The following is a 13683-nucleotide window of genomic DNA, read 5'->3' as shown; positions in this document are numbered from 1 at the left end:
GGAATGAAACAGATCAAGGTCATGCTGGTGGATGATTCCGCCGTGGTCAGGCAGGTATTGCAGGCCATTCTCGAGCAGGAGCCCGACATCAAGGTCATCGCCACCGCGTCTGACCCGCTGTTTGCGCTGGAGAAGCTGAAGAAGGAGTGGCCGGACGTGATCGTGCTGGACGTGGAGATGCCGCGCATGGATGGCATTACCTTCCTCACCAAGATCATGGCCGAACACCCCACTCCTGTGGTCATCTGCTCCTCCCTGACCGAGAAGGGGGCAGAAACCACGCTACAGGCCATGGCCGCCGGCGCCGTGGATATCATCACCAAGCCCACCGTCGGCCTGAAAAGCTTTCTGCAGGAGTCGGCGCAGGAGCTGGCCATGGCGGTACGCGCAGCCGCCCAGGCCAATGTCAGACGACTGGCCAAAGTGCCCGCCCCCAGCGTCGCCCCCAAGCTCAACGCCGACGCCATCATGCCCGCCGCCAGCCAGCATGCCATGGCCCAGACCACCGAGCGGATCGTAGCGATCGGTACCTCCACCGGCGGCACCCAGGCGCTGGAAGCCGTGTTGACCACCCTGCCCCGGGTCTGCCCCGGCATTGTCATCGTGCAGCACATGCCGGAGAAGTTCACCGCTTCGTTTGCCGAGCGGCTCAACAGCCTGTGTCAGATAGAAGTGCGGGAGGCCAAGAGCAATGACAGGGTGATCCCCGGGCTGGCGCTGATCGCCCCCGGCGGCAAGCACATGCTGCTCAAACGCAGCGGCGCCTACTATCACGTCGACGTGATGGATGGCCCCCTCATCAACCGCCACCGCCCTTCGGTGGACGTGCTGTTTCGCTCGGTGGCCAAGTTTGCCGGCGGCAATGCCACCGGCATCATCATGACCGGGATGGGGGATGACGGTGCCCGCGGCTTGCGGGAAATGCTGGAGGCCGGCGCCAACACCTTCGCCCAAGATGAGGCCTCCTGCGTGGTCTTCGGCATGCCCAAGGAGGCCATCAAGCTTGGCGCCGCCCGCCATGTCTTGCCGCTGCAGGATATCCATCACGCCATCGTGGGCCGCTAACAGGCGGCAGAGATATGAAACGACACAGCCCGGCATAACCGGGCTGTTTTATCTCAATGCGGCATATCGTCGAGCAGGGCAAACAGGCGGTCAATCTCGGCCGAGGTGTTGTAGTGCATGCAGCCTATGCGCAGCACCCCATCGCTCACCCCCAGTTGCTCAACCAGTGCCAAGGCATAGAAATGGCCGGCCCAGCTGCATACCTGATGCTGCCCCAAAAACTCGGCCATTTCGGCCGGGGTATAGCGGTTTGACGTCAGGGCGAAGGTCGGGGTGCGCCCCAGGCTGTTGTGAATGCCGTGCAGGGTGAACCAAGGCCGCTCGGCCAGCTTGGCCAGCAGGTGCTCGCTGAGCAGGCGTTCGTGGGCCTGGCTGCGGGCAAACGCCAGATCGAGGCGTGCTTCCAGCTCATGCTCGGTACCGTCCAACCCGGACAAGGAGGCCAGGTATTCGACGGTGGCCTCCACCCCGGCCAGTGCTTCCCAACTCTGGGTGCCGGTCTCCCACTTGTAGGGCGCCACGTTCTTGGCCGGTTCAACCTTATAGGGAGTGAAATGCGCCAGGTGACGATGCTTGCCGTAGAGAATGCCGAGATGCGGGCCGAAGAATTTGTAGGCGGAACACCCCAGAAAATCGCAATCCCAGGCCTGCACATCGATACGCTCGTGGGGAACAAAGTGAACCGCATCCACATAGAGCAAGGCCCCTACCCCGTGCACCGCGTCGGCGATACGAGGGATATCGACCAGAGTGCCGGTGGTATTGGAGGCGGCCGTCACCGCCACCAACCGGGTCTTGGGCCCCAGCAGGCTGAACAGATGCTCATAGTCCAGCCCGCCGGTGGCCACGTCCACTCTTGCCTGATGCACTACCACGCCGCGATCCGCCGCCGCTTGCTGCCAACTGGAGACGTTGGAGTAGTGATCGAGCGCGCTGACGATGATCTCGTCACCGGCCTGCCACTCCCGCGCCAGCGCTCGGCTGAGCGCAAAGGTCAGGGTGGTGAAGTTGGCGCCAAACACTATCTCTTCTGCCCGCTCAGCCCCCAGCAACGTGGCCACCGCCAGCCTCGCCCGCAGCGCCTGCTGCTCGGTCACCCTGGCCGAGAAAAAGGGGCCCCCCAGATTGGCGTTGAAGTGACCGAGGTAATCGGTCATGGCGGCGAGTACGGCATGTGGCACCTGAGCGCCACCGGGGCCGTCGAAGAAGATGGGGGCTTTGCCCTCAACCAGCTGATTGAGAGCGGGAAACTGGCCGCGCAACACGGCGATATCGAGAGCCTGCATAGGGAAAGTCCACAATCCATGTTAACAGTTGAATAACATGGCGAGAGTAAAATGCGGCAGCAGCAATGTCCATCAAGGAAGCGGTCAGCCATCACACTTAGAAGAGAAGGTGATTTTTTCAGTACAAAACGCTACTCGGCGCATGTTGTCTGATGATGTTTCACACCCGCGATGAGTCCTGGATCTGGTCTGACAGCGACAAGGAAGTCGTTGATAAGCGTGAAAAATGAGCGACAAATATCAAAAAATGACCGAATGGCACTTTTTTATCGCCAGATAGGCCCACCAGGGGTTCACAAAGAGCGAAGATCTGATAGTATGCGCCTCGCACTTGGGGAGGGGTTCCCGAGCGGCCAAAGGGATCAGACTGTAAATCTGACGGCTCTGCCTTCGAAGGTTCGAATCCTTCTCCCTCCACCATTCAAGTGCAACAATCAGGAAAATACCACGTGGAGGGGTTCCCGAGCGGCCAAAGGGATCAGACTGTAAATCTGACGGCTCTGCCTTCGAAGGTTCGAATCCTTCTCCCTCCACCATCTTCCTGAACACAATATGCAAGGCCCCTGTGGAGGGGTTCCCGAGCGGCCAAAGGGATCAGACTGTAAATCTGACGGCTCTGCCTTCGAAGGTTCGAATCCTTCTCCCTCCACCATCATTCAAGAAAACCCGGCCCAGTGCCGGGTTTTCGCTTTTCACACTTCTATCCATTTGACACTGTCAGATCTGACAATTGCCTGCCGGCCCGCTTTTGGAAACAGTATTGCCATCGCATCAAGAGACATGACCATGTTCGAGATCTGGGATGAAAAGGGACAGGCAACCGGGTTGAGTCTGCCGCAGCTGCAGCAACGACTCAGCTCCTATCGCGGCGAGGTGATGGTGCGCTACACCAACCGCATCGGCCTGCCGACCACCCTGTTTCTGACCATCGACCAGGGCCTTGCCTATCAGCGCTTCAAAGCCGATACCCCCCTGCTCGACTGGGCCTGGCTGGCACAGGCCGTACAGCCCGCCCCCTCCTCCGGTCACCCTGCGTTGTCATCAGATAGCCACAGCAGGCTGACGACAGTCCCGGGATAGTGCCGCTAGCTCATCGACAAGTTGTTGCAAAACATCGCGAAATTTCATCAACTCCACCTCGCATCCTGCACGCCCATCTTTGCGGATTTGCTCTTCCAGATGCCATGCCTGCTCTGCAACTCCGTCAACCCTCATCATGGCTATCGTTCCAGCCTGCCGATGCACCCAATTTGCAAGCGCCTTGTCATCCTCATGGCTCAAGCCAAGGGACTGTTCCAGCTCCTGACGAAACGACACCAGCATTGTCTCAAGTGAAGAACCAAATGCTGCCTGTAACAGGTTGATATCGAGCAACCTGAGTACCGGCAATATCTGCCATTTCATCAGCATCTGGCGCAGTCCGTCCATGAGTACGGGCTTGCCCAGCACATCATTCATGCCGGCCGCCAGACAACGCTGTGCCTGCTCCGGCAACACATTGGCCGTCATGGCAATGATGGGGAGTTGTGCCAGCCCCTCTGTGGCCCGCACCCGACGGGTAAACTCATAACCATCCATCACCGGCATCTGGCAATCGCACAGGATCAGGTCATAGCGATGAAAAGTCAGCATGGCGAGCGCCTGTCGACCATTCTCAGCCAGATCGCACTGCAGATTGAGCTGTTTGAGCTGGCGCTGCACCAAAACCTGATTCAGGTGGTGATCCTCGACGACCAGCAATCGCTGTGGCAACAGTGGTTGATCCGCTCCAACTGACGAAAAATCGGACGACAGTTGCTCGGCCAGGTCCAGCTGGCGATAACAGACATCCCTCACGGCCTGCCAGGTCAGGGGATTACTGTTGAGGCAATAATGACCATCATCACGAAGCTGATAACCCAGCACATTGCCAAGCGGCGCGACCCGGATGGCGGCCGGCTCATTCAGGTCGCCAAACAACAAGTGCGCGCCCTGTGGGGCCTCACACAGCCGCAACCCCAGCGACAGCAGATGCAACCGTAGCGTGTGGTGCAGTTTGCCATCCGGCAATGCCATGAAGACGTTCAGCCCCGCCAGCTTGGGATCCGGCTCATAGCGCGCTTCCAGTGCCAGGGGGATAGACAAGCCGATATGGGTACCCAGCCCTGGGGCACTCTCAAGCCTCAATCGCCCCCCCATCAAGGTCGCCAGTGTCTGACTGATACTGAGACCAAGTCCGGTCCCGCCATAACTGCGGGTCGTGGCGCCATCCGCCTGCTCGAAGGCATTGAAAACACGGGCCTGCACATCTTCGCTCATACCGATGCCGGTATCCTGCACCCCAAGCAACAGCCACTGCTCTTCATCCGTCTCTCCCTCTACTCTGATCGACAGTTCGATGAAGCCGCGCTCGGTGAACTTGATCGCATTGCTGGCCAGGTTGAACAGCACCTGCTTGAGCCTCAGCACATCACCATAGAAACGGGCGCCCACTTCATCATCAACACGCAGATAGAGTTGCAACCCTTTGCGCTGCAACTCGCTACTGGTCATTGTCAGCACGCTGTCGATAAGCTCACGCAGCAGAAAGCTGGTGGGTGCCAACGCCATCTTGCCGGCATCCAGCTTGGAGTAATCCAGCACATTGCCTATCAGCTGGAGCAGTCCTTCCGCCCCCTGATTGATGATACCCACCATCTGGCGCTGCTCAGGATCGAGCGAGGTAAAACGCAGCTGCTCCGCCATCCCGATGATGCCGTTCATGGGGGTCCGGATCTCGTGGCTCATGGTGGCGAGGAAGTCGGCCTTCTGCCTGGCGGCCAGCTCGGCCGCCTCCTTGGCTAAAGCCAGATCGGCCTCCACCTGACGCCGGCGGGTTATCTCCTGGCGCAGGTGAAAGTAAGCGATAGAGAGTGAAAGAATAAACAGGGTGATACCGGCGCCGACAGGGATCAGGGTACTGACCAGCTTGTGCCACGAGATCCCTTCGCTGTAGTTCACCGCCAACCAGCTGTTGCGGATCTGACGCTTCTCCTTGTCACTCATGCTGTCCAACACCCGGTTAATGAGTGGCAGCAAAGGGGCATAAATCTCTCGTACGGCAACCGCGAGCTCATCCCTGAAAGGTGTAGGCGCGACAATATGCAGCGAGTCATCAAAGTGCTCGTTGATGAGCCGTGATATCACCGCCAGATTGCCCATATAGGCATCGCCCTTGCCGGAGGCCACCATCGCCAACCCCTCTTTTGGACTGGAAACAACCGTGGTCTGTATGTCAGGGATCCGGGACTTCAACTCGGTAATCAGCAAGCTGTCGGTGACGATCAAGTGCTTGCCCGCCAGCTCTGCAAATCCCCCAAAAGTGCTGCTGCCACGAGACATGGCAATGACCACGGGAAAGGACGCAATAGCTTGGCTCACCTGCCAACCCGCAACCCTCTGGCTGATTCGAATAGGAATGACCGCAATATCAGCGTCTTGATGAAGCAATGCCTGCAGCAGCTCTGGCCAACTCTGATCAACACGGTATTGATAGGCCAAGCCCAGCTTGTCCTTGAACACATCCAGATAATCGCCTATCAACCCCGTCAATTTACCCTCGTGATCCGCATAGGAAAACGGCACCCACCCAGGAATAAAACCCAGCCTGAGGGGAGGCAGACGGGAGAGCCACTCACGCTCATCAGGGCGCAGTAAAAAACCGCTGTGTCCCTGAAAACTCAAGCTGCCATCACTTAACCAGCTCTGTTCAAGAGCACTGCGCTCTTCCACCGTCAGCGCCTGAATCGCGGTATCAAACCGGACTCCCAGTCTGGATTTATGTTTGCTGATACCAAGGTGCAGGCTCTCCATCAACAAGGGGGCCTGAGCAACCACGGCCAGTTCTGGATGCTGGGCAATAAACTGATTCGTGACATGCAAATTGCCGATATAGGCATCGGCTCTCTTGTCCAAAACGGCTTGCAGAGCCATGTCGGTATCTCGAAACAACAGACGCAATACATCCGGATAGTAGGCTCTAACCAGCTTCTCGGTTAAAAAACCTGCCTCTATAGCCATTCGAGATTTACTTAACCCACTGACATCTCTAAAAAAAGGAGAGTCATGACGTACCACCACCACTGTTGGTGAAGAGTAATAAGGACGACTGTAGGTAACACACTCTCGTTCATCTGCACGAAAGGCATCCAGCAGAATATCAACCTGACCCGCACAACTCGCCATATATAACTGGTTCCAATCCGGATAGGCTTTCCATTCAATGCGATAGTCAAGGTTCTTGGCCAATATGGTAATCAACTCGACACTGAAGCCGCTGGCATTATGTCCATCCCACCGCTGAAATGGTCCCCAGCCGCCAGCTAATAACCCGACTTTTATTGTTGGTAATAAGGTGTCTTTATGAGCGAATGCTAACTTTGGAAATATGCAAAAATTAAATACCGTTATAACGATTATGCATCGATATATGCTCATATGAAGACATCTCACTATACCAATTCTGAAAAGGCAGACATTATCTGAATACTAAAAAAATGGTCGTGCAAAGTAGTATAGAAATGAAATGTTTGCTAGTGTAAATATTACTCTAATTTTCATATAGGGCTCATATATGTCTTCCAAGATCATTCTTGCCGACGATCACCCGCTGATACTTACCGGGATCCGCAGCCTTATTGCACAACACCAAGCTGGTTGCGAAATTGTTGCCGAAGCACATCAAGTTTCTGAATTATTCAAAACATTGCAGCAACATCACTGCGATCTTTTGATAACTGACTTCAGTATGCCGGGTGACTCACGTAGCGATGGCCTGGCCATGATCCAGAGTTTAAAAAGGAATTACCCACAGCTATCCATTATCGTGCTGACGCAGATACAAAATGCCGGAATACTCCGAGCCTTGCTGCAACTTGGTGTCAGTGGAATATTATTGAAGAAAGCTGTCATCAGTGAACTATCGGATGCCATTCACCATGTTTTGTCTGGTCAAGAATATCTTGGCCATTCGGTGAAAATGTTATTGGCAGAAAGCGGTATGACTAACCCAGATGAACCACTGCAACTGACCCCCAAGGAAAATGAAGTCGTACGTCTACTGGCCAGCGGCATGTCAGTTTCTCAAGTTGCCGAGTATTTGAATCGCAGCATCAAGACCATCAGCACCCAGAAGAAGAGCGCCATGCAGCGGCTCGGTCTGCACAGCGACAGTGCGCTGTTTCAATATGCCAAAGAAAAAGGGTTGGTTTAACCCTTTTTACCAATATCAAACGACCTATATAATTGCATCAAATACAATGACTACAGTTCCTGTGTATACCCCGCCTGGATTTTTTAAGACCTGACTTAAGTTGGCTTTATCTATTCTAAAAATAATCTTCTGATCTTTACCAAATATCCCCGCTCCATCCTTATCAACAGGAAATCTGTTAGCACTAACGGGGGAAAGCATGGTTTCCTCTCCCAGCGCGTTCATATTGTATACTGTCAGCCGAGACGTATAACCTGTCTGTGAATTTTTCAATAAACAATTTGTGCCACTGAGACTACCACACCTTACAAATACAGCATAATCAGAAGTTGCCCATATTTTATATGATATATCACCTTCCAAATAAGGAGGGGTTCTTCCAGTTTGCATCCATTCAGTCCAACCATGAGGAGGCTTCAGCTCAACTTTACTTGCATCAGCTGGCATCTCCACCTTTATCTGGTGCTTGACCGTTATGACAAGATTAACCTCCCAATATGTATCACCATACGTCCCCCCGCCAAGGTCAAAATCTTTATTTTCCCCCATTAGAAAGACCAATTTCCCACGATAAACACCATTTTCCATAAGTAACGGGCTGGGAGATTGCAGTTTATACCCCAAATACAGATTGGCAATTCTGACCGTCTTGCTCAAATGGTTTTTGTCGCTATAGCAGAGGCCACCAGATAACTGCCTGGACTCCTTTATTTTGCTAAAATGAAATGATGCGAAATTACTTTCAGAATATCTATCATTAATGCAATCACCTTGTTCTGGCAGCATATTAGGGTAATCCATCAATATCTGGGTTCCAATATGTGTCAAGATAAACTTGAAGGTATAGGAACGCCCCGTTGACGAATTGAAAACTGATACATCCCGAGCAGCCGGAAACGTAAGGTAATGAATGCCCCAGCGCTTGTCATCGGTATTTTTCACCTGCCGATAGGTATTGGTCGAAATCATAACCGCATGGGGTTTATCGATCGATGCCGTGCCCGACGAACACCAGTTCACCGACGCCTGGGCACAAGGGGTGGTATTGATAAATATCGCCCGGTCTTCAACATAGTTGGCCGGGTTATACTCGGCCGTGATGGTAATCGCGCCGGCATGAGCCAACCCGGTCAGACAGGACAGCAACAGCCACCCATAACGATACAGCATTGCAGCCTTCATCTTCTTTTCCTACGTAACATCATTGACGAGCCAACTCCTGAGCCATGCAGGTCAGATCCCCCAGCAAGAGCACCTCCTGCTGACGCTCGACCCGGCTCATGTCGAGCGATACATCACACCGCTGACCGCCGTGATGTTCTACCTGCAAGCTGGGATTGTGCTCGCTCATCTCGACGGCAAAGAAGCCGTCAGCTTCGCTCACGGTACGGCCAGCGTGGTTGATAACCATGGCCCCCTTTATGGGAGAACCCTCACCGTCCAGCAAACGACCTATCACGGTCACCGTTTTCATGACATTGACCTTGTGATACGCCACTCCCCCCTTATTAAGGTGGTAGGGCAACACGTTCGGTCGGATGTTCATCGATGGGGCATCGTGCCCAGCCAGGTCGAGCTGCACCACACTGCGGCGATAGGCGGTCACAGGAACCAGATTACGGCCCGGTTTCAGCACCGTATAACGGCCCTGCTCGTCATCGGCCCGCAGGGTCAGCTCAGGCATATCAGACTCCACATCCACTATCATCCCTGCTTCATATCCTTGCGGTTGTCCGGTTATGGCCAGACTTCCGTCATTACCCAACGCCATGGTGCTATCCAGATTGAGCCCACCGCTGACGGCCTGGTTGTAGGAGGAGGATTGCAAGTGGACATCACCACTCAGCTGCTGTCCCTCAAAACGGGCATATCCAGCCGTTCCCACCCCGTAGCTATCGGACGTCAAACTGGCACCGACACTTTGCAACGCCCCCCATTCCAGCAACTGCTGATAACTGAGGGATCCATTGCGTTCCTGTCCACCGGAGCGGGAGGTTCGACTGCCGATACCGATGGCCAGCAGGCTGCGCTCCCCCCCCAGGTTCATGCTCAGGGAAAGCATGCCCCCCCGATCACGGGCATAGGCCGTGCTGATGCTGCCGGGCCGGTCAAACACCGTCAGACTCCAGCTCATGTTCTGGCTGAACAACTCGCCGTTATAACGCCATCCGAGGTCAGCACCGGCCCCGTAACCCGGTTGATGGGATAAATAGAGGCTGGCTGAGTGACTGTCACTGAGGCGCTGCTGCAGCGACAGCGTGCTTTGGGTCGTATTGTCAGGCGCCTCGCTCTGACTCAAATATTGCTGCTGATGACCCAGCACCACACTGCCGGAACCATAGTGATGGAGGAGCTGCAAATCGAAGCCATGTCCTACCCCTTGGGTGGTCATCAGGTTGCCAAGCAGTCGCCACTGCTCAGTCAGGCCCCAATCCGCTGACAGACCGTTTTGCCAACGTTCATCGATATATTGGCTGGATGCGCCGACGATGACGGAAGGTGCCAGCAGATGGTTGACCATGACCCCGCTGCTCAAGCTGCTGACATCACTCTCATCCCAATTGCTGAGCAAGCGGGTCTGCTGACCGGCAAACAGGTTGAACCGCCAAGTCTCGTCCGGATTCCGCCAATTCATCGGCTTGTAGATCGTCTCACGTCGCCGCTCGGTGACTTGACCATCTTCCAATATCCGTAGCTCTACTTCGTAGATACCGGCTGGCAGCACTCGGGTATCCAGCGCCTGTAACCCGGCGATCACTTGCTGCGAGTTGATGAGCTGTCCATCCCGGTATATTTCAACCATACCGGGCCGACTCGGCGTCACGTAAACAGGAGTCGCGCTCGCCTGCCCTTGCTCAATCAACAAGGTATCGGAATCACCCAGCATCACCCCCAGCACGGTAGGGGTACGTCCACCAAACAGTGCCGGCTGACGAACCAATCCCTGGGCATAAGGCGAGAAATATCCCAATCGGTAGAAACGGCCAGCCCCCTCATGCTCGGCATAGAGTTGCTGAATATGGTGCAACGTCCCCTGACCGTCACCAGATTGACTTAACTCCCCTTCCAACAGTGGACTCCACTCGCCCATACTGCCCTGCGCCGTCAGGTTGTAGCGACCGCTGCGCTGTTCGCCTTCTCCTTGGCTGAGGTTCAACTGATGGCGCAGCAGAGCGCCGTAACTGCCCCCCTCGGGCAGAGCATGGTAGCGGGTCGGCTGTCGTCCCTTCTCCACGTTGGCGGTCAAGACGGAGAGCTGGGAGTTTTCAAGGCTATATTCCAGCGCTAGCACTCCGTCCTTGCACTTCTGCAGGCAAGGCCCCAATTGATGGGGACTGGATAAAATCTGGCTCCAGTGCTGGCGATCTCGCTCACTCAACTCGGATTCGTAGCTGTCCGTCAATGTCAATAATTGCACGCTGGTATCTTTGCCCAGCACTACCTCGCCTTCCCCCAGCAACTGCCCATCCAACAGGATGCGCACCGCCAGCGGAACACCGAAGAAGTGATCGGCAAAGTCATCAGGCAAGCTTTCCGCTTGCTGCAAAAGATCAAGCGGCTGCGTTACACGTGCCTCATTGGCCCAGGCCGGCCAGCACAACACCACCAGGACCAGCAGGAACGGAGAATACAACACTGTTCATCTCACTCTTCTCGATGCAGACAGAAAGGCCCCCTGTCGCAGGGAGCCTTGAAAGGAAGGCTTATGCGCCAGCCTAGGGTGCTTCTGATTCAAAAATCATGTTGACCACGCCCTGGTAATTACCTGGCTTGTAGCCAGTGACGGGGGCATCGGCAGGGATCACTTCCAGCTCGAGCAGCTTGCCGGTCTTGGCATCGTCAGCCTTGATCACTTCAGCAGACGTCGTGGACAGCGCAACACCACCAAGCTTGACGCTCAGCGCGATGTTGTCACTGCCGCTGGCAATCACGGCCGGGTTGGTCAGGTAGCCGGTGATGGCGCCGATCGTGCTCTTGGCTTCCATCTGCTTGCTCAGCTTGTCCAGCTTCTTGGTGTAAGGGTTGTAGGCCAGCTTCTGCGGGGTGCTCATCCAGTCGTCACCACCGATGGGCTGCACATAGAACGCCTCGGTCGGGATCTGGGCGGTCACGGTGACCTGATGCTCGACACGTTCGGCAGCCATCAGGTTGGCTGACATCAGCATGGCCAAAGGCGCTGCTATCCATACTTTCATTGCTCTCTCCTTTTTTGAAATACGAAACATCAGTGACCGATCACCATGTTTCTACTCTTGTCACCCTCTATCAGTGCAAACCGATATAGGTGATCGCTCTTCTTCATCAACTGCTTTTTCATATTTGGCAACAGATGAATTTTGGTTGGACTGGAACAGTTCTTTTTCCGTCCATCACATTCTTCAAAAAAATCCAGCATGAGTGTTGTGTTGCCTTTATTGATAATGGTGGTCATCTTCTCATCTTCGATAATTTGAGTATCAAAGTGACTTTGTCTAGGCATCACGAACAGGATTGAACCAAACCCGGTCAATATGTTTACACCAGCAGATACTTGTTCACGCTCTTCCTGGATAGTCGCAGCATCAATATCAAAGCCATCCTCTGCCTTGGGCAGGACTGGTATAAAACGTACCCTGAAGTAGCGCTCTTTATCGCGCTCTCCCATAAACAGAAAACGGCTTGCCTGCACACCACTTGCCGGAATAATGAGCCTGGAGGGGCTAGCAACCAGTGCCCTGTTGCCTTCTGTCAGCTCAGGAGACTCCTGTGGCTGGCCTTCACTGTCATAAGTGATTTCGTGGATCGCCACCTTTACAAAGGCGGTTGCATCGCCTTGATTGCGAACCCGTTTCAAATAGGTGCTCTGCTGGCCAGACATATAATCATATAGAGTACCGATACTGATTTCTGCCGATGCAGAAGCATTGCCGCTGAACAGCAAAAACAAGATTGAATATATTTTTCTCATTACCACCCCAGGCGTTTACCTATACAGGCGGGGATGAATTAAGCAATCACCATGGTCAAGTGTTAAGGCTCTTTAATAATCATCCCACCGTATATTTACCCGGCCAGTTTATGACGCAAACGAGCCAGCGTTAATCGGAATAGTCCTATATTGCAGGCGTTAATTAACGTCAATTATCAGACGATTCCTACAGGCTTTTCCGATCTCTTCTGCTGTATTATCCGCAACCCTATCCGTCAACAGGTGAGTGCCGTGTTTGCATTTCAAGAAGAGTACCCAATCAGTGACATGGCAAGCATCGCGGTGGCCGATCTTGCCGTGCCCTTTTATCAGCCGATCATCGGTCGGGATCATCAGGTCAAGGGTTATGAGGTGCTGGCCAGACGCTGGGAGCCGGCCCAGCAGAGCTATCAGGGCATCGACTTTGCCTCTCTCAGTGAGGAGCAATCCCTCCATCTGGACATCGTCATGCTGCGGGCCATCATGCGGGATCTGCCGACCCTGGCAAAAGGCGGACCCTATTTTCTTTCCATCAATCTCAACCCGACCCTGAACAGCCCCACCTATCAGAACCTGTTGCTGCTGGTGCTGATGCAAGCGCGCAAGCTGGGGATCGAGATCTGGTTCGAGGTGCTGGAACAGGCCCCGCTGCTACGGCAGCACAGGGCGCTGATCGAGGTACTGCGCAGCCACGGTGCCCATATCGCCTGCGATGACTTCGGCACCCTCGAGTGCAACTTCCAACGCATGCTGGCGCTGCCCTACGAGGTCATCAAGCTGGATCGCTCCTTGCTGCTGCAAGCCAGCAAGACACCCCATGCCCTGCGCATGCTGACCGGTCTGGTGGAGTACCTGCAGCGGCTCGGCATGAAGGTGGTGTGCGAAGGGGTCGAGACCCTGCAACACATCGAAATCGCCAACCGGCTCGGTTGCGACTATCAGCAAGGCTACGCCTACGCCATGCCCTCCCCCCTCTCTCGCTGGGCCTGAACCGCCCATTTTTGGCCGCCGACTCGCGCCGGGGGCGTTCCCCTGCCAAATTGCATGATGCGGTGAGGGCGAGTACAATCTCGCACCCCGTTTATCCGGTGCATGCTGCTGCAGCACGGATATGCCGTTATCGGGTCGCGCCGAGCGAGTACCCACTCCCGGCG

10 protein-coding genes and 3 tRNA genes are annotated in these 13683 nt (G+C 54.8%); 7 read left to right on the top strand and 6 right to left on the bottom strand.

Going from position 1 to position 13683, the window contains the following annotated elements:
* Nucleotides 1-3 precede the first annotated feature (3 nt).
* On the top strand, nucleotides 4-1065 hold the full coding sequence (locus AHA_RS05165) for a protein-glutamate methylesterase/protein-glutamine glutaminase (protein ID WP_011704959.1): 1062 nt from the start codon (nucleotides 4-6) through the stop codon (nucleotides 1063-1065).
* A 53-nt stretch (nucleotides 1066-1118) separates the two neighbouring features.
* On the opposite strand, the gene AHA_RS05160 is transcribed toward AHA_RS05165, so the two are convergent.
* A complete protein-coding gene (locus AHA_RS05160) occupies nucleotides 1119-2351 on the bottom strand; it encodes a cysteine desulfurase-like protein (RefSeq protein WP_164927559.1) in 1233 nt (410 codons plus the stop codon).
* Nucleotides 2352-2686: 335 nt separating this feature from the next.
* On the opposite strand from AHA_RS05160, the gene AHA_RS05155 reads away from it, so the two are divergent.
* The 4 genes from AHA_RS05155 to AHA_RS05140 all read left to right on the top strand — a co-directional run bounded on the left by AHA_RS05155 (nucleotide 2687) and on the right by AHA_RS05140 (nucleotide 3431).
* Nucleotides 2687-2771: transfer RNA gene (locus tag AHA_RS05155), tRNA-Tyr, on the top strand.
* Nucleotides 2772-2802: 31 nt separating this feature from the next.
* Nucleotides 2803-2887 (top strand) — tRNA-Tyr (locus AHA_RS05150).
* Nucleotides 2888-2918: 31 nt separating this feature from the next.
* A tRNA-Tyr gene (locus AHA_RS05145) sits at nucleotides 2919-3003 on the top strand.
* A 134-nt stretch (nucleotides 3004-3137) separates the two neighbouring features.
* On the top strand, nucleotides 3138-3431 hold the full coding sequence (locus AHA_RS05140) for a hypothetical protein (protein WP_077392338.1): 294 nt from the start codon (nucleotides 3138-3140) through the stop codon (nucleotides 3429-3431).
* Here AHA_RS05140 and AHA_RS05135 read toward each other — a convergent pair.
* Entirely contained in the window at nucleotides 3393-6821 is a 3429-nt protein-coding gene (locus AHA_RS05135) for a response regulator (RefSeq protein WP_011704957.1), read from the bottom strand. The genes AHA_RS05140 and AHA_RS05135 overlap by 39 nt on opposite strands.
* Nucleotides 6822-6942: 121 nt before the next feature.
* Between AHA_RS05135 and AHA_RS05130 the strand changes: the two genes are divergently transcribed.
* The gene (locus AHA_RS05130) at nucleotides 6943-7581 is read left to right on the top strand and encodes a response regulator (RefSeq protein ID WP_011704956.1); all 639 of its coding nucleotides are present in this window, start codon (nucleotides 6943-6945) and stop codon (nucleotides 7579-7581) included.
* Nucleotides 7582-7605: 24 nt separating this feature from the next.
* On the opposite strand, the gene AHA_RS05125 is transcribed toward AHA_RS05130, so the two are convergent.
* From AHA_RS05125 to AHA_RS05110, 4 genes are all read right to left on the bottom strand, one after another.
* A complete protein-coding gene (locus tag AHA_RS05125; RefSeq protein WP_011704955.1) occupies nucleotides 7606-8763 on the bottom strand; it encodes a hypothetical protein in 1158 nt (385 codons plus the stop codon).
* Nucleotides 8764-8782: 19 nt separating this feature from the next.
* The gene (locus tag AHA_RS05120) at nucleotides 8783-11218 is read right to left on the bottom strand and encodes a fimbrial biogenesis outer membrane usher protein (RefSeq protein WP_011704954.1); all 2436 of its coding nucleotides are present in this window, start codon (nucleotides 11216-11218) and stop codon (nucleotides 8783-8785) included.
* A gap of 79 nt (nucleotides 11219-11297) precedes the next feature.
* A complete protein-coding gene (locus tag AHA_RS05115) occupies nucleotides 11298-11777 on the bottom strand; it encodes a fimbrial protein (protein ID WP_011704953.1) in 480 nt (159 codons plus the stop codon).
* Between the two features lie 29 nt (nucleotides 11778-11806).
* A complete protein-coding gene (locus AHA_RS05110) occupies nucleotides 11807-12529 on the bottom strand; it encodes a hypothetical protein (RefSeq protein WP_011704952.1) in 723 nt (240 codons plus the stop codon).
* Nucleotides 12530-12781: 252 nt separating this feature from the next.
* On the opposite strand from AHA_RS05110, the gene AHA_RS05105 reads away from it, so the two are divergent.
* Entirely contained in the window at nucleotides 12782-13519 is a 738-nt protein-coding gene (locus AHA_RS05105) for an EAL domain-containing protein (protein WP_011704951.1), read from the top strand.
* Nucleotides 13520-13683 lie beyond the last annotated feature (164 nt).

It is taken from the genome of Aeromonas hydrophila subsp. hydrophila ATCC 7966 (genome assembly GCF_000014805.1).
Lineage (GTDB): Bacteria > Pseudomonadota > Gammaproteobacteria > Enterobacterales > Aeromonadaceae > Aeromonas > Aeromonas hydrophila.
This window is presented reverse-complemented; position numbering and strand designations above follow the sequence as displayed.

Excerpts from the sequence above, each read along its gene's own strand:
- AHA_RS05165 (WP_011704959.1), top strand. The coding sequence starts at position 4 with ATGAAACAGATCAAGGTCATGCTGGTGGATGATTCCGCCGTGGTCAGG.
- AHA_RS05160 (WP_164927559.1), bottom strand. The coding sequence starts at position 2,351 with ATGCAGGCTCTCGATATCGCCGTGTTGCGCGGCCAGTTTCCCGCTCTC.
- AHA_RS05140 (WP_077392338.1), top strand. The coding sequence starts at position 3,138 with ATGTTCGAGATCTGGGATGAAAAGGGACAGGCAACCGGGTTGAGTCTG.
- AHA_RS05130 (WP_011704956.1), top strand. The coding sequence starts at position 6,943 with ATGTCTTCCAAGATCATTCTTGCCGACGATCACCCGCTGATACTTACC.
- AHA_RS05125 (WP_011704955.1), bottom strand. The coding sequence starts at position 8,763 with ATGAAGGCTGCAATGCTGTATCGTTATGGGTGGCTGTTGCTGTCCTGT.
- AHA_RS05115 (WP_011704953.1), bottom strand. The coding sequence starts at position 11,777 with ATGAAAGTATGGATAGCAGCGCCTTTGGCCATGCTGATGTCAGCCAAC.
- AHA_RS05110 (WP_011704952.1), bottom strand. The coding sequence starts at position 12,529 with ATGAGAAAAATATATTCAATCTTGTTTTTGCTGTTCAGCGGCAATGCT.